The 22138-nt window shown below is 58.3% G+C and carries 20 protein-coding genes; 14 read left to right on the top strand and 6 right to left on the bottom strand.

Translation table 11 applies throughout. The features are described from left to right. Positions 1–45 precede the first annotated feature (45 nt). The 4 genes from GOX45_RS12365 (at position 46) to GOX45_RS12350 (ending at position 6210) form a co-directional block, all read left to right on the top strand. The gene (locus GOX45_RS12365; protein ID WP_171101332.1) at positions 46–1374 is read left to right on the top strand and encodes an amidase; all 1329 of its coding nucleotides are present in this window, start codon (positions 46–48) and stop codon (positions 1372–1374) included. A 108-nt stretch (positions 1375–1482) separates the two neighbouring features. Beyond that, positions 1483–2664 carry an aminotransferase class I/II-fold pyridoxal phosphate-dependent enzyme gene (locus GOX45_RS12360; RefSeq protein WP_171101330.1) on the top strand — a complete coding sequence of 394 codons (1182 nt, stop codon included), beginning with the start codon at positions 1483–1485 and terminating at the stop codon, positions 2662–2664. Between the two features lie 15 nt (positions 2665–2679). Next, a complete protein-coding gene (locus GOX45_RS12355) occupies positions 2680–5574 on the top strand; it encodes a DNA translocase FtsK (RefSeq protein ID WP_171101328.1) in 2895 nt (964 codons plus the stop codon). A 39-nt stretch (positions 5575–5613) separates the two neighbouring features. Beyond that, entirely contained in the window at positions 5614–6210 is a 597-nt protein-coding gene (locus GOX45_RS12350; RefSeq protein ID WP_171101326.1) for an outer-membrane lipoprotein carrier protein LolA, read from the top strand. A gap of 10 nt (positions 6211–6220) precedes the next feature. On the opposite strand, the gene GOX45_RS12345 is transcribed toward GOX45_RS12350, so the two are convergent. Beyond that, on the bottom strand, positions 6221–6802 hold the full coding sequence (locus GOX45_RS12345; RefSeq protein WP_171101319.1) for a lytic transglycosylase: 582 nt from the start codon (positions 6800–6802) through the stop codon (positions 6221–6223). 60 nt (positions 6803–6862) lie between these two features. Further along, positions 6863–7744: an AEC family transporter gene (locus GOX45_RS12340; RefSeq protein ID WP_171101317.1), complete on the bottom strand. Its 882-nt coding sequence runs from the start codon at positions 7742–7744 to the stop codon at positions 6863–6865. An 80-nt stretch (positions 7745–7824) separates the two neighbouring features. Between GOX45_RS12340 and hspQ the strand changes: the two genes are divergently transcribed. After that, complete coding sequence (hspQ, locus tag GOX45_RS12335) at positions 7825–8151, top strand: heat shock protein HspQ (protein WP_171101696.1); 327 nt, start codon at positions 7825–7827, stop codon at positions 8149–8151. Positions 8152–8186: 35 nt separating this feature from the next. Here hspQ and ggt read toward each other — a convergent pair whose 3' ends face one another. The 3 genes from ggt to GOX45_RS12320 form a co-directional block, all read right to left on the bottom strand. Next, the gene (ggt, locus tag GOX45_RS12330; protein WP_171101315.1) at positions 8187–9764 is read right to left on the bottom strand and encodes a gamma-glutamyltransferase; all 1578 of its coding nucleotides are present in this window, start codon (positions 9762–9764) and stop codon (positions 8187–8189) included. Positions 9765–9976: 212 nt separating this feature from the next. Next, positions 9977–10399, bottom strand: a complete 423-nt coding sequence (locus GOX45_RS12325; protein WP_171101313.1) for an ATP-binding protein — start codon at positions 10397–10399, stop codon at positions 9977–9979. 50 nt (positions 10400–10449) lie between these two features. Further along, positions 10450–10782: an STAS domain-containing protein gene (locus GOX45_RS12320; protein ID WP_171101312.1), complete on the bottom strand. Its 333-nt coding sequence runs from the start codon at positions 10780–10782 to the stop codon at positions 10450–10452. Between the two features lie 100 nt (positions 10783–10882). Here GOX45_RS12320 and GOX45_RS12315 point away from each other — a divergent pair, with 100 nt between their 5' ends. Continuing rightward, entirely contained in the window at positions 10883–12055 is a 1173-nt protein-coding gene (locus tag GOX45_RS12315; RefSeq protein WP_171101310.1) for an acetyl-CoA C-acyltransferase, read from the top strand. A 71-nt stretch (positions 12056–12126) separates the two neighbouring features. Further along, positions 12127–12579 carry a GAF domain-containing protein gene (locus tag GOX45_RS12310; RefSeq protein WP_171101695.1) on the top strand — a complete coding sequence of 151 codons (453 nt, stop codon included), beginning with the start codon at positions 12127–12129 and terminating at the stop codon, positions 12577–12579. 1 nt (position 12580) lies between these two features. On the opposite strand, the gene GOX45_RS12305 is transcribed toward GOX45_RS12310, so the two are convergent. Beyond that, positions 12581–12850, bottom strand: a complete 270-nt coding sequence (locus GOX45_RS12305; RefSeq protein ID WP_217350415.1) for a DUF1294 domain-containing protein — start codon at positions 12848–12850, stop codon at positions 12581–12583. A 131-nt stretch (positions 12851–12981) separates the two neighbouring features. Between GOX45_RS12305 and GOX45_RS12300 the strand changes: the two genes are divergently transcribed. From GOX45_RS12300 to GOX45_RS12270, 7 genes are all read left to right on the top strand, one after another. Continuing rightward, positions 12982–13551, top strand: coding sequence for a helix-turn-helix domain-containing protein (locus GOX45_RS12300; protein ID WP_171101308.1), 570 nt, complete (start codon positions 12982–12984; stop codon positions 13549–13551). Between the two features lie 141 nt (positions 13552–13692). Continuing rightward, entirely contained in the window at positions 13693–14073 is a 381-nt protein-coding gene (locus tag GOX45_RS12295; RefSeq protein ID WP_171101306.1) for a GFA family protein, read from the top strand. A gap of 15 nt (positions 14074–14088) precedes the next feature. Continuing rightward, a complete protein-coding gene (locus tag GOX45_RS12290) occupies positions 14089–16536 on the top strand; it encodes an FAD-dependent oxidoreductase (RefSeq protein WP_171101304.1) in 2448 nt (815 codons plus the stop codon). Between the two features lie 8 nt (positions 16537–16544). After that, complete coding sequence (locus GOX45_RS12285) at positions 16545–17591, top strand: zinc-binding dehydrogenase (protein WP_171101693.1); 1047 nt, start codon at positions 16545–16547, stop codon at positions 17589–17591. Positions 17592–17603: 12 nt separating this feature from the next. After that, positions 17604–18497, top strand: a complete 894-nt coding sequence (locus GOX45_RS12280; protein ID WP_171101302.1) for a homocysteine S-methyltransferase family protein — start codon at positions 17604–17606, stop codon at positions 18495–18497. Positions 18498–18512: 15 nt separating this feature from the next. Beyond that, complete coding sequence (locus GOX45_RS12275; RefSeq protein WP_171101300.1) at positions 18513–19475, top strand: helix-turn-helix domain-containing protein; 963 nt, start codon at positions 18513–18515, stop codon at positions 19473–19475. Positions 19476–19564: 89 nt separating this feature from the next. Beyond that, positions 19565–22018 carry an FAD-dependent oxidoreductase gene (locus tag GOX45_RS12270; protein ID WP_171101298.1) on the top strand — a complete coding sequence of 818 codons (2454 nt, stop codon included), beginning with the start codon at positions 19565–19567 and terminating at the stop codon, positions 22016–22018. The last annotated feature ends 120 nt before the right edge of the window (positions 22019–22138 follow it).

Here is a 22138-nt window from a genome sequence, read left to right as displayed (position 1 = left end):
CCTGTCGCTACCGTCGCGAAAAGTCAAAAAGCAGGAGGCGTTGGGATGCAGGACTGGTTGACCATGACAGCGTGTGATTTGGGTCGTGGGATTGGCATGGGTCAGATTGATCCGGTCGAGCTGACCGAAACCTACCTGTCGGCCATTGATGACCATCCGCATCGCGACCGCATCTATGCCCGCGTGACCCACGACCGGGCCCGGGCCGAGGCCGCAGCCGCCGCGGAACGCGCCAAGACAGGGTTGCGCCGGTCATTGCTGGACGGCGTGCCGATCAGCTGGAAAGACCTGTTCGACACCGCAGGCATCGGAACCGAAGCGGGCTCGGCCTTGCTCAAAGGTCGTATTCCGGATGCCGACGCTTTGGTTTTGCGCAACGCGACGCAGATGGGCACGGTCTGTCTGGGCAAAACCCATATGAGCGAGCTGGCCTTTTCTGGCCTTGGCCTTAACCCGATCACGGAAACACCTCCCTGCGTGAATGACGAGGCGGCTGTTCCGGGCGGATCCTCATCGGGGGCCGGGGCCTCGGTTGCTTGGGGGTTGGCGGCCTGTGGCATCGGTTCGGACACGGGCGGGTCAGTTCGGATCCCGTCTGCGTGGAACGATCTGGTGGGGCTGAAGACCACCGCAGGGCGGTTGAGCCTTGAGGGCATTGTGCCCTTGTGCCTGCGCTTTGACACCGTTGGCCCGTTGGCGCGTTCAGTCGAGGACGCGACTCATATGCTGGCCGCATTGGAAGGCGGAACACCAGCGGACTTGCGTAGCGCCACGCTGAAAGGCCGCCGCTTTGCCGATCTGCAAAACGTCGCCAAGGACGACCTGCGCACCGCACCGGGTCAAGCTTATGAAAACGCACTGGCGAAACTGTCCGAAGCGGGTGCCGAGATCGTACCACTGGAAGTGCCCGAGCTGAACGACGCCATGGGTCTGACCAGCGTGATCTATACCGCCGAAGCCTATGGGCTATGGCGTGATGTGATCGAAGCCAACCCTGAGGCGATGTACCCCGAAATTCTGGAACGGTTCCGCATCGGGTTGGGCTATTCCGGCCCCGACTATGTGGCGGCCTGGGCCAAGCTGAAGGCGTGCCGCAACGCCTGGGACGCTGCCACCGCCGGGTTTGACGCGGTCCTCGCGCCTACGGCCCCAATTCTGCCGCCCAATCTGGAGCGGTTGATGAATGATCACGACTATTACGTTACCGAAAACCTCTTGGCTCTGCGCAATACCCGGATCGGGAACCTGATGGGGTTGGCGTCCCTGACTTTGCCGACCGGAACACCAAGTTGTGGGCTTATGGTGCTCAGCTATCCCAACTCGGAAGAGGCGCTTTTGCGCATTGGCGCAGCCATGGAATCGGCTTTGGCCTGAATGCCACAATCCCCTGATTCGGAACCTCTTTGTCTGGACGAGAAGGCGCGTGGGCTGTAACCTGCCTTTCAAACGGGGCGTAAATGATCCCGATATTGAGGCAGTACTATGAATTTCCCCGAGCGGTTTTCGAACCTTCCGGCATATGCATTTCCGCGCCTGCGCGCCCTGTTGGATCACCATCAGCCCGGCGGCGAAGTAGTGCACATGACAATCGGCGCGCCGACGCATGATTTCCCGGCTTGGGTGACAGATGTCATCATTGAAAACGCGGCCGGGTTTCAGGGATATCCTCCGAATGAAGGCTCGGCTGAGCTGCGAGAGGCAATCACCGACTGGATTCAGCGCCGCTATGGTGTCGAGATGGACCCCGATGCCAATGTGATGGCGCTGAACGGCACGCGCGAGGGGCTCTATAACGCCGCGATGGCACTTTGCCCCGAGCAAAAGAATGGTCAGCAACCCGTAATTTTGTGTCCGAACCCGTTCTATCAGGTCTATATGGTCGCCTCGCTTTCGGTTGCAGCGCAGCCCTATTTTGTGCCCGCCACCGCCGCGAACGGGCATCTACCGGATTATGCGGGCCTGCCCGAAGACATTCTGAACCGCACAGCGATTGCCTATATCTGTTCACCGGCCAATCCGCAGGGCGCAGTGGCGTCGCGCGATTATTGGGCCGAGCTGATCCGCTTGGCCGAGACCTATGATTTCCGGATCTTCGCAGATGAATGCTACTCCGAGATCTACCGGGATGAGGCACCAGTTGGCATACTGACTGTGGCGCAAGAATTGGGGGCTGATCCTGAACGCATTACCCTGTTCAACTCGCTGTCAAAACGGTCGAACCTGGCCGGTTTGCGGTCAGGTTTGATTGCAGGTGGGCCAAAGACAATCGACCACGTCAAAACCCTGCGCACCTATGCGGGTTCACCCCTGCCGCTGCCACTGCAGGCCGCTGCGGCCAAGGTGTGGGCGGATGAGGTGCATGTGCGGGAAAACCGCGCGCTCTATCAAGAGAAATACGCCATCGCCGATGAAGTCTTTGGTGGCGTGCAGGGATATATGTCCCCGCAGGCTGGCTTTTTTCTGTGGCTACCGGTCGAAAACGGCGAGGAGACCGCATTGAAAGTCTGGAAAGAAACCGGAGTTCGGGTTCTGCCAGGCGCATATCTGTCTCAAGGGGATCCGGGGCAAAACCCGGGCGAAGGCTTTATCCGGGCTGCTTTGGTGGCCCCAAAAACAGAGTTGCAGCGCGGGCTGATTACGCTGCGCGACTGCATCTATTCGTGAGGTACGAGGGCGAACATGGCATCTTATAACGCGCGTAATCGCGATCCATTGCTGGACAGCACCACTCAGGCCGCGCTGGAACGGCGCAGCAAGGAGCTGGTTGGTATTGCATTGATTTTGCTTGGTCTGGCCGCAGCTGCAATGATCTGGTCCTATTCTCCCGAAGATCCCAATTGGATGGTCTCGACGGACGCACCAGTTCAGAACTGGATGGGCCGGATCGGAGCGTCGATTGCAGCCCCCCTGTTCATGATTGTGGGCTGGGGCAGTTGGGGGATCGCTTTGGTCCTGATCGCATGGGGCGTGCGTTTTGCCGGGCATTTCAACGAAGACCGCGCCATCGCCCGCCTGATCTTTGCGCCGATCTGGATCGCTGTAGCCTCGGTCTATGCCGCCACGCTTGTTCCGGGTGCGGAATGGCGCGCCACTCACAGCTATGGTCTGGGAGGTTTGTTTGGTGACACCGTCATGGGTGCCTTGCTGACATTGCTGCCGATTTCTTCGCACTTCCTGGTCAAACTGATGTCGCTGGCGATGGCGCTGGGCATGTTGGCGATGGGTGCCTTTGTACTGGGCTTTTCAAAGGATGACGTTCGCCGGGGGTTCCGGGCGTTCCTTTTGGGGCTTGTCATGTCCTATGACATCCTGATGAACCTGTTGGGTCGCGGGGCTGCGGCCACCGCGCAGGCGGCGCGTGATCGCCGTGCCAAATGGGACGAGCGCAAAGCGTTGCAGGCCGAAGCCGCAGAGTTTGACGATGAGTTCGCGTATGCCGATCCGATCTTTGATGAACCGGACTTGACTGACGCACCCAAACAGGGGCTGTTGGCCCGGATGCCTGGCCTGATCCGCCGCCCCGATCCGATGCCCGAGCCCGAACTGATCGATCCCGAACCTATCGCTGATTTCGACGACATGCCCGGCGAGGATCGCATCCGTTCGAAAATCTCGGCCGCCGTACGCAATCGCAAAGTGGCTACGGGTGAGATGACGCCCGAGCCGGATCCGAACCTGCCGCTGACCAAAGGGCGCGGTCGTCGTCCCGATCCTTTGATCCTGAACGCGGGCCAAGGTGATGAATTGCCGCCCGAACCGCCCATGACAGCTGCCGGGTTGCCGCCCGAACCACCGGTTACTTCGGCCGCGACGCAGTGGCAGGACCCGTCAAGCTTTGCACCCGAACCCGACTTGGACGCCTACACAGCCGATCTGGATGATGATCCGGTCTTTGAGGACGATATCGAACCCGCGTTGCAACAGCGCCCGGCGATGAAGATCCCGGCAGCAGAGCCGCGCAAACCGGTTGTGGCGCAACCGGTGCGCCGTACGCCCCCGCCCTCGCGACGGGCACAGGCCGAAGCGCAACCAACGCTGTCTTTCGAAGAACGGCATTCCGATTTCGAGCTGCCGCCTTTGGGTCTGTTGTCAAACCCGGCCAATATCCAACGCCACCATCTGAGCGACGAAGCGTTGGAAGAAAACGCGCGGATGCTGGAAAACGTGCTGGATGACTACGGCGTCAAAGGCGAGATCGTCAGCGTCCGCCCCGGCCCCGTTGTGACCATGTATGAGCTGGAACCGGCGCCTGGCCTGAAAGCCAGCCGCGTCATCGGGCTGGCCGACGATATCGCGCGCTCGATGTCGGCCCTGTCGGCGCGGGTCTCGACCCTGCCAGGCCGTTCGGTGATCGGTATCGAACTGCCCAATGAGAACCGCGAAATGGTGGTATTGCGCGAAATCCTTGCCAGCCGTGATTTCGGCGATGGCAACCAGGCGCTGCCTTTGGCTTTGGGTAAGGATATCGGCGGTGAATCCGTTGTGGCGAACCTGGCCAAGATGCCTCACCTGCTGATCGCGGGAACCACTGGGTCGGGTAAATCGGTGGCGATCAACACGATGATCCTGTCGCTGCTGTACAAGCTGACACCGGATGAATGCCGCTTGATCATGATCGACCCCAAGATGCTGGAACTGTCTGTCTATGACGGTATCCCCCATCTGCTCTCACCGGTTGTTACCGACCCGAAAAAGGCGGTGGTCGCTCTGAAATGGGTCGTGGGCGAGATGGAGGATCGCTATCGCAAGATGTCCAAAATGGGCGTCCGAAACATCGCGGGCTATAACGGACGGGTCAAAGACGCGCTGTCCAAAGGCGAAATGTTCAGCCGCACGGTGCAGACCGGATTTGATGATGAAACCGGCGAACCCGTGTTCGAGACGGAAGAATTCGCGCCCGAGTCGATGCCTTATATCGTGGTCATCGTGGACGAGATGGCCGATCTGATGATGGTCGCGGGCAAAGAGATCGAAGCCTGCATTCAGCGTCTGGCGCAGATGGCGCGGGCCTCGGGCATTCATCTGATCATGGCCACCCAGCGTCCTTCGGTGGATGTGATCACCGGGACAATTAAGGCCAACTTCCCCACCCGGATTTCGTTCCAGGTGACCTCGAAAGTCGATAGCCGGACCATTCTGGGCGAGATGGGTGCCGAACAATTGCTGGGGCAGGGCGACATGCTTTATATGGCGGGCGGGGCCAAGATTACCCGTTGCCATGGGCCCTTCGTTTCGGATGAAGAGGTTGAAGAGATCGTCAACCACCTGAAACAGTTTGGCCCGCCGGATTACATGAGCGGCGTGGTGGACGGCCCGGCTGAGGAAAAGGCCGACAATATCGACGCGGTTCTGGGCCTGAACACAGGTGGCAACACCAACGGAGAAGACGCGCTTTATGATCAGGCGGTGGCGATTGTGATCAAGGATCGCAAATGCTCGACCTCATATATTCAGCGGAAACTTGCCATTGGTTACAACAAAGCCGCACGGCTGGTTGAGCAAATGGAAGACGAAGGTGTTGTTTCCGGGGCAAATCACGTGGGCAAACGCGAAATCCTGGTGCCCGAGCAGTAGGATATTTAATAACAAGGTTAAAACGCTTATCTGGGTTCTATGAAACAGATCGCTTTTGCCCTTGCCGTTGCGCTGATCGCCCCTGCCTCTTGGGCGGCTGAGAAGCTGCAACTGTCACAGATATCGAACTACCTCAACGACCTGACGACGGTTCAAACCACGTTTACGCAAGTAAACGATGATGGGTCGCTCAGCACCGGGCAGCTCTGGCTGGACCGGCCCGGCAAGATGCGGTTCGAATATGATCCGCCCAACAGCGCCGTTGTGCTGGCGCGTGCCGGTACGGTTCAGATTTTTGATCCCAAATCCAATCAGCCGCCCGAGCAATATCCGCTGCGCCGCACGCCCCTGTCATTGGTGCTGGCCCGCAACGTGAATTTGGGGCAGGCCAATATGGTGGTTGGTCATGACTTTGACGGCACGGCGACGATCGTCACCGCGCAGGACCCAAAGAATCCGGAAAACGGGCGGATCGAGTTGATGTTTACCAGCGATCCGGTCGAACTGCGCAAATGGGTGATCTATGACAGCGCGGGAACCCAGACCACGGTACTGCTTGGGGCGCTGACCGAAGGCGAAAGCTTTGATTCCAAACTGTTTTCCAGCGGTAAACGGGTCGGGTCAGCCAATCGCTGACCCAAGCCGATTAGATACGGCAGCTTGCAAGCTGGGCTTGATACAGTTGCGCGCGGGCATCCACATCATCAGCCACATTCAGAAGCCATGACTTCCGGTTATAGCTGCCTCGGGCAAAGCCAGCATGACCTTCGTGATAGGCCAGATACTGGTTGCGCGTGTCGCTGGGATGAATGCCGTTTTTCTCAAAGCTTTTATTCATATACCAGCCGATAAAGTCGGATGCGTCGCGGATACGATCCCGCTTGGCGCGCCGCTTGCCGGTTTCGCGCTGATATTGCTCCCACGTTCCATCCAGCGCCTGACCATAGCCATAGGCGCTGCTTTGACGTCCCATGGGGATCACGCCCAGAACATATTGGTGCGGCGTGCGCGCGTCATGGCGATACCGGCTTTCCTGATAGATCGTTGCCATCTGAACGTGAACAGGGACACCCCATTTCCGCTCGGTGTTTTTGAAGGCCTTGATATATTCAGGCTTTTCGCGCGCAATACTGCACGCGTCATTCAATCTGCTTGGTGGTTGCTTAGAGCCACCACCACAGGATGCCAAAAGCAGCACCCCGAAGAGTACGAAAAGAATTCTGCTCATGTGCCTCGTGCCTTTTTTCTTTATTCTAGCGCAGATTGAGCCTTTAGGAAATCACAATCGCTACAGAATAATTGCTAGAATTATCGGCAATGCCGCTACTGATAGCAGCGTCGACACCATGACCATGCCCGCAACGGCGTCAGAGTCGGCGTTGAACCGCTCGGCCAGCAGGTAAGACGTCACCGCAACGGGTGTACACATCTGCAACACCATCACGCCAAAGGCGATGCGGTCCAGCTGGAATGCTTCGGCCAATACCCAGCCCAGAACAAAGCAAACCAGGAGTTTCAAAAGCGACAACCAAACAGCCTGCCGCAGCTTTTGTGTTGTCAGGCGGGCGATCGCCACACCGACTGTAATCAACATCAGGGGCACCGCCATCTGGCCTAACAGATCCAGCGAGTTGGTCAGGAAGACCGGCGTTTCCCAACCTTGCCACAGAAACAACGCTCCCAAAAGCGTGGCCCAGACCATGGGTTCTTGCAAAGCTTTCCCAAACGCGCCGCGCCCCGCCACCAGATAGATTCCGTAGGTAAACGAGAACAAAGCCGTTACCGCAAGAAAGATAACCGCATAGCCAAGCCCCGCTTGACCAAATGCAAAGATACACAAGGGCAGCCCAAGATTGCCCGTATTGCCAAAGATCAGCGGTGCCAGATAACTGCGTTGATCCAACCCGGTTATCCGGACAAACACCCCAAATGCCACCGCCAGCGCCAAATGGCCTGCGATGGCTGCCAGTGTAAAAAGCGTCAATTGCCCTGCGGGAATACCGGTTTGCATCAACGCGACAAAGATCAGACTGGGAACGGCCAACGTCACCCCAAGCCGGGTCACAAATTGCAAACGGTACTCAAAACCCAGCTTGACCCAGATAAACCCAATCGCTGACAGCAAAAAAACAGGTGCCACAATTTCGAACACTGTCAGAATTAGGTTCACAGACTGTTTCCTTTGATTTTCGATGAATGATTGGCTTTTCGACCCGGAAAGATGTAGTAAAGCCTTCGGGGGCTGAAGCAATGCTAAAGACACATGCCAAATATCGCCTGGGACAGGTGGTCCGTCACAAAAAACATCCCTTCCGAGGGGTGATTTTTGATGTTGATCCAGAGTTTGCGAACTCGGAAGAATGGTATGAAGCCATTCCTGAAGACAGCCGCCCTATCAAGGATCAGCCCTTCTATCACTTGCTGGCCGAAAACGATCAATCCTTCTATGTTGCTTATGTTTCAGAACAAAATTTGATCGAAGACCAATCAGGCGAGCCGGTTGAACATCCTGATATTCCAAACATGTTCGGGCCATTCCAGGATGGGTCCTATCCTTTGCACTTTCAGTTGAATTGAATTTGCGGGTCAGGTCTTTTGCCCGACCCGCAGCGCTAGTAGCCCAAGGCGCAACCATCTTTTCTCGGGTCACTTGCCCCTTCCAATACACCGCTTTCATGGATACGGATGGCTTGGGCTCCGCCTAGTGGTGTTTCCGGAGTCTCGATAATGTGGCCCATTCCTGACAATTGTTCGCGAACACTGTCCGAATAGCCGCGTTCCATTTTCAACACTCCGTCAGTCGCAAACGCCCTCGGACCCGTCAGGTTGTCCTGCAAACCCATGTTGAAATCCACCATGTTCGACAGAAACCGTGCATGGCCCGTCGGTTGATAGGCCCCGCCCATCACGCCAAACGGCATCAGGACGCGTCCGTTTTCGCGCAACAGACCCGGAATAATCGTGTGCATAGGTCGTTTGCCACCGCCCAATTCGTTTGGGTGCCCGGCCTCAAGGGTAAAGCCCGCTCCGCGATTTTGCAGAAGAATTCCAAACTTGGGCGAGGCGATGCCCGACCCAAACCCGTGATAGATAGAATAGATCAACGACACCGCCATTCGGTCACGATCCACCACAGTGATATAAATCGTGTCTTTATGTACGGCCTCGGTCAGCTCAGCCGCCGCTGGCATCGCACGTTTGGGATCAATCAGCACCGCAAGCTTTGCCGCCGTCTCGGGTGCAAGAAAGTGCTCCATCCGACTGCTGTAATCCGGATCAGCTATGAAGCGGTTGCGGGCATCATAGGCCAGTTTCGTTGCCTCAGCTTCAATATGAACACGCTCTGCGCCCCAAGGGTCCATTCCGGCCAGGTCGAAATGCTTCAAAATGTTCAGCAGCAAGATCGCAGTGGCCCCTTGCCCGTTAGGCGGATGCTCCAACAACTCGAGCCCACCATAGTCGCCCGAGACGGGTTCGGTCTTAGTACACTGCGTGATTGCGAAATCCTGCTCGGTATGCAGGCCGCCAAACTCAGACAAGGCCGCCAGCATGTCTTCGGCAACCTCACCAGTGTAGAACGCGTCGCGCCCGTCGCGCGCGATGCGGCGCAACACCTCTGCCAGTCCGGGGCTGCGAAAGATGTCTCCGGTTTTCAGGGGCTTGCCTTGGTGCAGATAGTGATCCCGCGCCGCGCTTTGCAGCGTTTTCGCGCCATTTATCCAATCAAACGCCACCCGCTGAGCCACAGGAACTCCGGTCTCGGCATAATGTATCGCGGGGTTTAGAATGGCCTCTAACCCCAGCTTTCCTTCGGTTTCGGACAAATGGCAGAACGCGTCAATCGCACCGGGAACGGTGACAGCATCCGGGGTATTTAACGGCATGGCCGTCAGGCCCTTGTCTCGTAGCAAAGCGGCGTTCGCCGCTTGCGGAGCGCGACCCGAGCCATTGAGCGCACGAATCGTGTTCTCCCCGGGCCGGTTGAAAAGAACGAAACAGTCACCCCCGATCCCGGTCATCTGAGGTTCGCATATGCCGAGCAAAACCGCTCCGGCAATGGCCGCGTCCATCGCGTTGCCGCCTTGTTCAAGTATGTCGAGAGCCGCCTTTGCCGCCAACGGATGCGACGTGGCGCACATTCCTTCGGTCGCCAGAACCTCGGACCGGCCCGGCATATGTAAATCGCGCATCAGGATCCCTTTGCATTGATCAGGGCGAGCCTAAGATGCTGATCGAGAATGTCCAACAGATTTGGGGGGGGAAGTCCTCGACGCCGGTCACTGGGTGGGGGCTGTGACGTCCGGCGCCGAGGGAAGCTATCTGAGCTACCCTCTCTGTATGATTAGCATTTGCGGCGCCTCAATGGTCCGATCTGGGCGTTATTGTGGCCATTTCACGTATGTCATGACATTTCCGCGAAATCAAAGCTCAGAACCAGCCGATTCACACCCGCCTCGCGCTCATACACGACGTCGCTGGTCAATTGTCGGATCAGGAACCACCCGAATCCCCCTTCGGGCAGATCCTGCCGCGCGGTTTCGACCGAGGCTGCTTTGGCCTCTGGGATCTTTATGTCGGGCATCGGTTGGCCCGTATCGATGATTTCGATGTCCAGTGTATTTTTGCGCAGGCGACAATTGACCTGAATGTCAGCAGCATCAACGCCGGAATATGCATGTTCGACAATATTGTTGACGGCTTCGGCCAACGCGAATCTGACATCACCGACGCGATCCGCCTGCAAACCTTGTTCTGCAAGACATGCACTCAGATATGCGATTCCCGAGCTGGCCTGAACCTCAGTTGCCGAAAACGTCAGGTCCATGCAATCTGCTTTCTGGGTTGGCGTCAAAATGTTTCACTCCGGCCCGTGTGTCAGTCAGCCGCGACCGCATCCTCAAGAGAAGCAAAAAGCTTGAACACCGTATCCATCCGGGTCAGCCGAAACACCTTTTCGACCACCGGATGAAGCCCGGCCAGATCTAGCCGGCAACCGTCGTCCAGCTGTTTCATTGACGCAACGATGGCACCCAGCCCGCTGGAGTCGATGAATTCGACGACGGACAGATCCAGAATCACGCGTTTTGCCTTGGCTTCGGTGACACGGCGCATGTCTTCCTTGAATTGAATTGCCATAGCCGCGTCAATCCGGTCACAATTGACGGCGATAACCTGCGTGTCACCTGTTGTCGTACTGCTGAGTCCCATACCCGCGACCCCCGGATTTTGAAATCTATCGTAGAAATACGCTAGACGGGAATTCTTACCATTCGGTATCCAGAGTTCGGAAAGGCATGGGAGGCTTCTGATGAAAGACGTTGTGATCGCAGGTGCGGCACGCACACCGATGGGTGGCTTTCAAGGCATGTTCGACGGGGTGCCCGCAGCCCAGCTTGGTGGCACAGCCATTCGGGCCGCTCTGGATGGTGCAGGGGCTGCTACGGTAGATGAGGTTTTGATGGGCTGCGTCCTGCCCGCAGGTCAAGGCCAGGCCCCAGCACGTCAGGCCGGGTTTGCCGCGGGTCTGGGCGAAGACGTGCCTGCAACCACGCTCAACAAGATGTGCGGCTCGGGCATGAAGGCAGCCATGATGGCCTTTGATCAGATCGCGCTGGGCCATGCCGAAACCATGGTGGCCGGTGGCATGGAAAGCATGACTAGCGCCCCATATCTGCTGCCGAAAATGCGCGGTGGGGCGCGGATTGGTCATGGTCAGGTGGTCGACCACATGTTCCTTGACGGGCTGGAAGATGCCTACGACAAGGGTCGTCTGATGGGCACATTTGCTGAAGATTGCGCCGAAGCGTTCCAATTCACCCGCGAAGCGCAGGATGAATATGCGCTACAGTCCTTGTCGAACGCGCTGAAGGCACAAGACAGCGACGCGTTCAGCCATGAGATCACCCCCGTCACGATTGAGACCCGCAAGGGTGCCGTGGTCCTTGAGGCTGACGAACAACCAAAATCCGCTCGACCCGAGAAAATCCCCACCCTGAAACCGGCGTTCCGCAAGGACGGAACCGTAACAGCGGCCAATTCCTCGTCGATTTCGGACGGTGCAGCAGCGCTCGTTCTGGCGTCAACCCAAGCGGCCGAGGCGCAGGGCCTGACAGTCCGGGCCCGCATTTTGGGCCACGCAAGCCATGCACAAGCCCCCGGCCTTTTCACAACTGCCCCGGTTCCAGCGGCGCAAAAACTGCTTGAGAGTTTGGGTTGGAGCAAAAACGATGTGGACCTGTGGGAGGTCAACGAAGCCTTTGCAGTCGTCCCCATGGCGTTCATGCATGAAATGGGCCTGTCGCGTGATATCGTGAACATCAATGGCGGCGCCTGTGCCCTGGGCCACCCGATCGGAGCCTCGGGCGCGCGCATCATGGTCACGCTGCTGAACGCACTTGAAAACCGCGACCTCAAACGCGGCATCGCTGCAATCTGCATCGGAGGCGGAGAAGGCACAGCCATTGCAATAGAACGCGTTTGACCCTTCCTGTTGTTTTGAATACGGCAGGTGTTGGGGCCGCGGGCGCCCCGGAAACGTCAAAAAGCCATACCATGAATGTCGACTACGCAACGCTGTCCAAAACCATCGCCGCCCTGACCGAAGGCGAAACCGATCAGATCGCGCTGATGGCCACGATCGCATGCGAGGTGCATCACGCTGATGATCGGTTCGACTGGACCGGGTTCTATCGCGTGACCGAACCTGAGCTGCTGAAAATCGGCCCCTATCAGGGTGGCCATGGGTGCCTGGTGATCCCGTTTCATCGGGGTGTTTGTGGCGCCGCCGCGCGCACCGGTGAAACCCAGCTGGTCCCGGATGTCGAGGCCTTTCCCGGCCATATCGCCTGTGCTTCCTCCACGCGGTCGGAACTGGTTCTGCCGGTGCGAGATGCCAAGGGTGAGGTCATTGCGGTCTTTGACATCGACAGCGATCAGCCGGATGCTTTCCGGCAATCCGATGCAACTGCGTTGCAAGCCATTTTGGACGGCGTATTCGCGCGCTAAGCTACCAAAACGTGCTCGGAACGTTGCCAGACAAGACGAAATAGACCAAACCCGCCTGCACGCATAGAATCGCGTAAAGCCCAAAGCCAAAACGGGATTTGCGGGTTTTGTGCTTGAAAATCCAGCGACCCAGAACCGCACCGGGGCTGCCACCAAGCGCTGCAAGCCACAAAAGCCGACGCTCGGGGATCCGACGTTTCCGGCGACCCGCGCGCAGCTTGTCCCAGCCAAAGGCCAGCAAAGCCAAGGCGTTAACTGCCCACAGATACATCACGACGATCCATATGGTGACTGATTATCCAAGGTCACCCAAACACCCAAGTGAAAAAACGCTTGGAAATTTCATTGATTCGAGTCATCGTGAAAATCGACGGTAAAATTTCACGAAAGCCGGAGCCAGCTTTGAACACTCAAGCCCCCCATGGCGCCACGCTCGGAGCGGATATCCGCGCCCTACGCAAAGCGCGTGGGCTGACACTGACCGAAATCGCCGTGCGTCTGGACCGCTCGGTCGGGTGGCTCAGCCAGGTTGAACGGGACATGTCCGAGCCATCGATCTCGGACCTGCGCCAGATTGCTGAATGTCTGGGCGTGCCGATGTCGATGCTGTTTGCCCATTCCGCTGTTCCGGTCGAAGAGCAGGGCTATGTCGTGCGCGCCGGGTCACGGCGGCCGATGGGGTCGGGTGAGGAAGGGTTGATCGAGGAATTGCTTTCGCCCGATCTGACCGACGATTTCGAGATGGTGCATTCAACTTTCGAGCCCCACTCGAAGATGCAGACACCCGCCAACAGGCCAACTCAAGAGGTGGGCTATATGATCTCGGGCCAGCTGGATCTGACCATCGGTTCGCGGCAATTCACGGTCGGACCAGGCGACAGTTTTCGGATCAAACATGAACCCTATCACTGGGCAAACCCCTACAACGCGCCCGCCGTGGCGATCTGGGTCATTGCCCCTCCGGTGTATTAATGAACTTTGAAGCCTGTGCCATATCTGCCCGTTCTGGGCTGAAGTCCGACATCTGGGCCCCCCGTTTTATGGCGACCTGTTTCATCATCCATGGCGTGGCGCTGGGGATCAGCTCCACGCCCACAGCACGGGGGTAACGATATGTATACCGGTTCCTGCCTTTGCGGTGCGGTGGCCTTTACCATCGACGGCGCGCTTCAACGCCCTTCGGCCTGCCATTGCGGGCAATGCCGCAAACAATCGGGCCATCTCTGGGCCTCGGCCGTGGCCGATCAGGACGCGCTCAGTTTTACCGCCAGCGACACGCTTGCCTGGTATCGCGCCTCGGACATTGCGCGGCGCGGGTTCTGCAGCGCCTGCGGCTCGTTCCTGTTCTGGCAGCATAATGACGAGGACACGATTGCCGTCTCAATGGGATCGCTGGACGAGCCCACCGGCCTGAAACTCGCCCGGCACATCTTTGTCGCTGACAAAGGCGATTACTACGACATCAAAGACGACTTGCCCCAAGAGGCACAGTAATAGGGATCATGAAACATGAGTGACTTTCCGACAAAAGCCCGCGTGGTGATCATCGGCGGCGGCGTGGTGGGGACCTCGTCCCTGTATCATCTGGCCAAGAAGGGCTGGACCGACTGCGTGCTGCTGGAAAAGAACGAGCTGACGGCAGGTTCGACCTGGCACGCAGCAGGCAATGTGCCGACCTTTTCGACCTCTTGGGCGATCATGAACATGCAGCGCTATTCGACCGAGCTTTATTCGCGGCTGGCGGATGAGGTTGATTATCCGATGAACTACCATGTCTCGGGCTCGATCCGCTTGGCGCATAGCAAGGAACGCATGCAAGAGTTCGAACGCGCCATGTCCATGGGCCGTTATCAGGGTATACCGATGGAGATGTGGACCCCGGAAGAGGCCAAGGAACGCTATCCGTTCCTCGAGATCCATGACCTTGAATGCGTGCTCTATGACCCGACCGATGGCGATATCGACCCGGCACAGCTGACACAGGCGCTGGCCAAGGGCGCGCGCGATATGGGGCAAAAGATCATTCGTTTCTGTCCGGCCACTGGGGTGACTCAGCATAAAGATGGAACCTGGACCGTGCACACCGACAAGGGCGATATCGCTTGTGACTATGTTGTGAACGCCGCCGGTTACTATGCGCAGCGTGTCGGCGAATGGTTCAAACCCTTCGGCGGACGCACAGTGCCAGCGATGGTCATGAGCCACCAGTATCTGCTGACCGACGAAATCCCTGAGGTCGAGGCCTGGTCCAAGGAACATGGTGGCAAGCTGCCGCTGCTGCGCGACGTGGATGTCTCTTATTACCTGCGGCAGGAGAAGAACGGGTTCAACCTCGGCCCCTATGAGCCCAACTGCAAAGGCCACTGGATGACCGAAGACGATCCGATGCCCGAGGATTTCTCGTTCCAGCTGTGGAATGACGATCTGGACCGGATCGAGGATATCGTCACCGACGCGATGGAGCGGGTGCCGCTGATGGCGACCTCGGGCGTGGGTCGCGTGATCAATGGGCCGATCCCGTATGCGCCGGACGGTTTGCCGCTGATCGGGCCGATGCCGGGCGTCCAGAATGCGTTTGAGGCGCATAGCTTCACCTTTGGCATCGCTCAGGGTGGTGGCGCAGGCAAGGTGCTGGCGGAATGGATCGTCGATGGCGCAACCGAATGGGATATGTGGGCTGTCGATCCGCGCCGCTATACCGATTACACCGATCAGGACTATTGCAACCAAAAGGGTATGGAGGTCTATGGCAACGAATATGCCATGCATTTCCCCCATCACGAATGGCCCGCTGCGCGGGACAAGAAACTGTCGCCAGTGCATGACAAGGTCAAGGAACTGGGCGGTGTGATGGGCGTCTATAACGGGTGGGAACGCGCCAATTGGTTCGCCAAACCGGGCGACGATACCTCGCTGGAGGCAACCCACACCTGGGGCCGCTCGGGCCCGTGGGAGCAGCGGATCAAAGAAGAATGCGAGGCCGTGCGCGATCACTGCGGCGTGTTGGACTTGCCGGGTTTCTCGCGCTTTATGGTCAGGGGCGACGGCGCAGCTGAGGCGCTGCGGGGTCTGGTCACGGGCGGTCTGCCCAAAGTGGGTCGGATTAACCTCGTCTATATCGCGGACGACCGTGGCCGCATCCTGACCGAGATGTCTTGCATGCGTTTGGGCGAGGATGAGTTTGTAATGATCACCGCCGCCACCGCCCAATGGCACGACCGGGATATCCTTGTTGCCGCCATGCCCGCAGGCGTCAGCGTTGAGGATGTCACCACGACCCGCGATACGCTGATCGTGACCGGCCCGAAATCGCGCGACATCCTGTCGGGGCTGACCGATGCCGACCTGTCCTTGGGCTGGCTGACCCATCAGGCCGCGACGGTGGCGGGGCAGCCCGCCTATCTGATCCGCGTTTCCTTTGCCGGAGAGCTGGGATGGGAAGTGCACGCGCTGAACGCCGATATGCCTGCGATCTATGATGCGATCCACAATGCTGGGGCCACGCCTTTCGGCATGTACGCGCTGAACTCGCTGCGCATCGAAAAGGGCTACCGCGCGTGGAAGGGTGATCTGTCGACCGACTATTCGCTGTTGGAAGGTGGTTTGGAACGGTTCGTCAAGCTGGACAAGCCGCAGGATTTCCCGGGCAAGGCCGCGATCCTGAACGAAAAACAGCAGGGTGTGAAGAAAGCCTTTGTTACTCTGACGGTCGAGGCTGGCGATTGCGACGCGCCTTATATGTCGTGCATCTGGCAAGGTGATCAGATCGTGGGTGAGACGACCTCGGGCGCGTGGGGATATCGTGTCGGCAAGTCCATTGCGCTGGGCATGGTCAAGGCCGAGCTTGCCAATCCCGGCACCGCGTTGGAAGTCGAGATCTACGGCCAGAAATTCCCCGCCGTGGTCCAGAAGGACGAACCGCTGTGGGATCCTGCAAACGAACGTCTGCGGGCCTGACAATGGCTGTGCCAAGCACCATGCAGGGTGTGTATCTGACCCGCCACGGCGGGCCAGAAGCCTTGGAATGGCGCGAGGATATTCCAGTGCCAGAACCGGGGCATGGTCAGGTGCTGGTCCGGGTTGCGGCTGCGGGAGTGAACAACACGGATATCAACACGCGGGTCGGTTGGTATTCGTCGGATGTGACTGGCGCGACCGATGCGGTGGATCAGGAAGTCGAGGCCGGTGGCTGGGGCGGGGCCTTGCAATTCCCGCGCATTCAGGGTGGCGATCTGTGTGGCATCGTCGAGGTTGCGGGGCTCGAGACCGGGTTTCAACCCGGCCAGCGCGTGACCTGTCCGATCAACCTACCGCGCCCGCGTCCCGGCAACCCGACGGGGTTTGTTGCGCTAGGGTCCGAGATCGACGGCGCCTTTGCCCAGTATTGTCTGGTCGAGGCCTCGGATCTCTATGATGTTTCGGCCTCTCCCCTCTCGGACGTGGAAATCGCCGCCATTCCGTGCGCGTTTGGCACTGCCGAGAATCTGCTGACCCGGGCCGGTGTAACCGCGGGCCAAAAAGTCTTGGTCACCGGCGCGTCGGGTGGCGTTGGCCTGGCGGCGGTGCAATTGGCAACGCTTCGGGGGGCGTCGGTCTGGGGCGTAACAAGCGCATCCAAAGCTGAAGTGGTACAAAGCCAAGGCGCGGTTGAAACCTTTGGGCGCGACGCCGCGTTACCAGCGGATATGTTTGACGTCGTGATCGACGTTGTCGGTGGTACGGCATGGCCCGGCTTGATCCTGGCATTGAAGCCCGGCGGTCACTATGCGGTCTCGGGCGCGATTGCAGGACCGATTGTGCAGGCTGATCTGCGCGACATATACCTGCGTGACATCACCATCCACGGCTGCACACATCAGGCGTTTGACGTCTTTGGCCGACTGGTCGAGATGATGAATGCCGGGCGGATCAGGCCCTTGATCTCGAAAACCTATGACTTGAAACAGATTGCCCGCGCGCAGGAAGACTTCCAATCCAAGGCGTTGCCGGGAAAACTGGTATTGATCCCCTAAGGAACGTGGAACATGGCAGATATCACTCTCTTGGATGGCTCAATCGGACAGGAGCTGGTTAAACGCAGCGGCAAGACGCCTACGCCGCTTTGGTCGACGCAAGTGATGATGGAAATGCCCCATCTGGTGGGCGACGTGCATGCGGAATACTTCAAGCGTGGGGCCACTGTCGCGACCACAAACACTTATGCCGTTCACAGATCGCGCCTTGAGCGGGTCGGAATGGAAGACCAGTTGCCCGATCTGATCAATGCCGCGTTGTCGCAGGCGGAACATGCGCGGGATCGAACGGGTGGGCGTATCGCCGGATCGTTGGGGCCACTTCTGGCGACCTACCGGCCCGACCTCAACCCCGACCCGGACGACGCCGCAGTGAAGTTTGGTGAGCTGGCGGTGCTTATGGCCGACCGGGTAGACCTGTTCCTGATTGAAACCGTGTCATCCGTGCAAGAGGCCGAAGGAGCCATGCGCGGCACGGCCAACCACGGCAAACCCGTTTGGCTGGCCCTGTCGGTTCAGGATTATGACGGCACCCGGCTGCGTTCCGGCGAGCCCCTGGTTCAGATCGCACCGGTATTGGACCGCTTTGCGCCCGAGGTGGTGTTGATCAACTGTTCCCGCCCCGAAGCGATTCCTGCGGCGCTGGATATCCTTGCAGGTTTGGGTCGCCCTTTTGGCGCCTACGCCAATGGCTTTACGGAAATCTCACAAGGCTTTCTGGAAGACGCGCCAACGGTTGACGCGTTAGAGCAGCGTCACGATCTTGGCCCCGAGGCTTATGCCGATCACGCAATGGCCTGGGTTGCGCAAGGGGCGACGATTGTGGGCGGATGCTGCGAAGTTGGTCCCGATCACATCGAAACACTGGCCAAGCGTCTTCGCGCGGCTGGCCATCGTATTGTCTGACAGGAAAGGCGTGGTGTGACGCACTCCCAAGACGATAGGCAGGCACATTTCGACATTCTTGTCACCTCGGGCTTTGTTCTGAGTGAATTGGCCGGAATTGTCGATGTTCTGCGCATCGCCAACCGGGTCTGCGCGCAACCGCCTTTTTCCTTCCGTTACGTCTCGACCAAAGGTGGTCCGGTTGCCAGCAGCGCCGAGGCTTGGGTTGACACGGTTTCTGTCAGCGCATCGCCCAAAGCCGATTACTTGTTTGTCATTGGCAACACCGACCCGGACCATCCCGATCTGTCCCTGACCCGGGTGATATCTGACTATACCCATCGCAATGCGCGGGTGTTCCTGTTGGCCGAGGCGGCCAGCAGGTATATCAAGGACAAAGGCGCAGAAAACCACGCAACCCATTGGGAAAATGCCTCATTCCTGCGTGAGCGGAACGCCGGGTTTGACGCCAATTTTACCATTGCCACCCAGCATGGCCCGGTGGTGACCTGCGCGGGAATGGGGGCCACTGTTGACGTTGCACTTGAGGTTATCGGCTGGCACATCTCAGGCGCGTCCAAACTGACCGTTGCGGATATCATGCTGCACGAAAACATCCGGGACTTCGGGTCGATGCAGCCATTTTCCGGTGTGAAATCCACCGCGACGGGGGATGCGGCGCTGGATCAATGCATTCGGATCATGCAGACCAATATTGAAGATCCGATCCCGATAAACGAGATCGTCTCGGCCCTTGGCCTGTCCAACCGGTCGTTGGAACGCAAGTTTAAATCCTATCTTGGCACCACTCCCAATGGGTTTTACCGCGAAATGCGGCTGGCGCAGGCCAATAACCTGTTGGTGAACACAACACTCAGCGTGCGCGAGATCGGTATGGCCTGTGGCTTTCCCAACGGGTTTTCAAGCGTCTACAAAGCTGTTTACGGCACAACGCCTTTCGCGCACCGACGCAAACGTCGCAGCGCCGCAGATCGGTGATTATTGCGGACGCCCTGACGTTTTTGATGGATTTTATGACGCCTATCCGTGGCAGATTGGCAAAAACCAAATGATGTGGAGTGTTCAGGATGGTCGATCTTCCCGCAAAGGCCCGCGTGGTCATCATCGGTGGTGGCGTCATCGGATGTTCGGTCGCCTATCACCTGACCAAGAAGGGCTGGACGGACGTCGTTCTTCTTGAACGCAAGCAACTGACCAGCGGTACAACATGGCATGCAGCAGGGCTGATTGCGCAACTGCGCGCGACGGCGAACATGACCAAACTGGCGAAATACAGCCAGGAACTTTACGGCTCGCTCGAGGAAGAAACCGGTGTTGCGACCGGTTTCAAACGTGTGGGTTCGATCACCGTGGCCCTGACCGAAGAGCGCAAGGAAGAGATTTATCGTCAGGCCGCCATGGCCCGCGCCTTTGGTGTCGAGGTCGAGGAGATATCGAACGAACGCGTGCAAGAGCTTTATCCGCACCTCAATCTCGATGGGGTCAAGGGCGCGGTTTATCTGCCACTGGACGGGCAGGGGGATCCGGCAAATATCGCCCTGGCGCTGGCCAAAGGTACACGGCAGCGGGGCGCAGTGGTGAAGGAACGCGTCAAGGTCACAGAGGTCGTCAAACAAGGGCGCAGGGTAACAGGCGTAGATTGGATCGCCGATGACGGCAGCGTCTCGGGCCATATCGAATGCGATATGGTGGTCAATTGCGCGGGCATGTGGGGGCATGAAGTTGGCCGCATGGCGGGTGTCAACGTGCCGCTGCACGCCTGTGAGCATTTCTACATCGTCACTGAAAATATCGATGGCCTGACCCAATTGCCGGTCCTGCGCGTGCCGGACGAATGCGCCTATTACAAAGAAGATGCCGGTAAAATCCTGCTGGGCGCGTTTGAGCCCGATGCCAAACCCTGGGCCGCGAACGGGATCCCGGATAGTTTCGAGTTCGACCAACTGCCCGAAGATTTCGACCATTTCGAACCGATCCTCGAAGCCGCTTGCGAACGGATGCCGATATTGACCGAAGCTGGGATCCACACCTTCTTCAACGGCCCCGAGAGCTTTACCCCCGATGATGCGTATCATCTGGGTCTGGCTCCCGAGATGGACAATGTCTGGGTTGCCGCCGGGTTCAACTCGATCGGAATCCAATCCGCAGGCGGCGCCGGTATGGCGCTGGCGGAATGGATGGACACGGGCGAAAAGCCGTTTGATCTGGGCGATGTTGATATCAGCCGGATGCAACCGTTTCAGGGCAACAAAAAGTATCTGTACGAGCGGTCCAAAGAGACGCTGGGCCTGCTCTATGCCGATCACTTCCCCTATCGCCAGAAAGCAACGGCGCGGGGTGTGCGGCGCACACCCTTCCATCAACATTTGCTGGACCATGGCGCGGTCATGGGTGAGCTGGCGGGTTGGGAACGGGCCAACTGGTTTGCTGATGAGGGGCAGGAGCGCGCCTATAGCTACAGCTGGAAACGCCAGAACTGGTTTGAGAACTCGGCAGCCGAGCACAGGGCCGTGCGCGAGAATGTGGGCATGTACGACATGTCGTCCTTTGGTAAAATCCGTGTTGAAGGACCGGACGCTGAAAAGTTCATGAACTATATCGGCGGTGGCGACTACTCGGTGCCCATCGGCAAGATCGTCTATACCCAGTTCCTCAATCGCTCCGGTGGGATTGAGGCGGATGTTACGGTCACGCGCTTGTCCGAGATCGCTTATCTGGTGGTCACCCCCGCAGCGACCCGGCTGGCGGATCAAACCTGGATGCGGCGCCATTCCGATGGCTTCAACGTTGTCATCACGGATGTCACGGCGGGTGAAGGTGTACTGGCGGTCATGGGGCCAAACGCCCGGGCGCTGCTTGAGAAAGTGTCGCCCAACGATTTCACGAACGCATCCAACCCGTTTGGCACCGCGCAGGAAATAGAGATTGGCCTGGGTCTGGCCCGCGCCCATCGCGTGACCTATGTTGGCGAGCTTGGTTGGGAAATCTATGTCTCATCCGATATGGCGGGACATGTCTTTGAAACCTTGCATGAGGCAGGGCAGGACATGGGGCTGAAGCTGTGCGGAATGCACATGATGGACAGCTGCCGGATCGAGAAAGGCTTTCGCCATTTTGGCCATGACATCACATGTGAAGATCACGTTGTGGATGCCGGGCTGGGCTTTGCGGTCAAGGTGGATAAAGGTTGTGATTTTATTGGTCGGGACGCGGTGATTGCACGCAAGGAACGCGGGCCCAAGAGCCGTCTTGTTCAGTTCAAACTGACCGATGCAGAACCACTCTTGTTCCACAACGAACCGATTCTGCGCGACGGGGAGTATGTCGGCTACCTGAGTTCGGGAAATTACGGTCACACACTGGGCGCCGCTGTGGGGCTGGGCTATGTCCCTTGCGAAGGAGAGTCAGCGGCGGATGTCCTCGCCTCAGGTTATGAGATCGATGTTTGTGGTGTGAAGGTGCAGGCCGAAGTGTCGTTGCGGCCGATGTATGACCCAAAATCAGAACGTGTGAAACTTTGACCCGGTGGCGGGGGCTCTGCCCCCGTCGCGGTAGTCCGCGACTCCCCCGAGGTATTTATAAACAGAAGAAGCAGGGGATCCATATTTCTTCTGTTTCCAAATACCTCGGAGCGCGAGGCA

Source organism: Ruegeria sp. HKCCD7255 (genome assembly GCF_013031565.1).
GTDB lineage: Bacteria > Pseudomonadota > Alphaproteobacteria > Rhodobacterales > Rhodobacteraceae > Ruegeria.
Note: the sequence above shows the minus strand (reverse complement) of the source record. Positions and strands in the feature narration are given on the sequence as shown.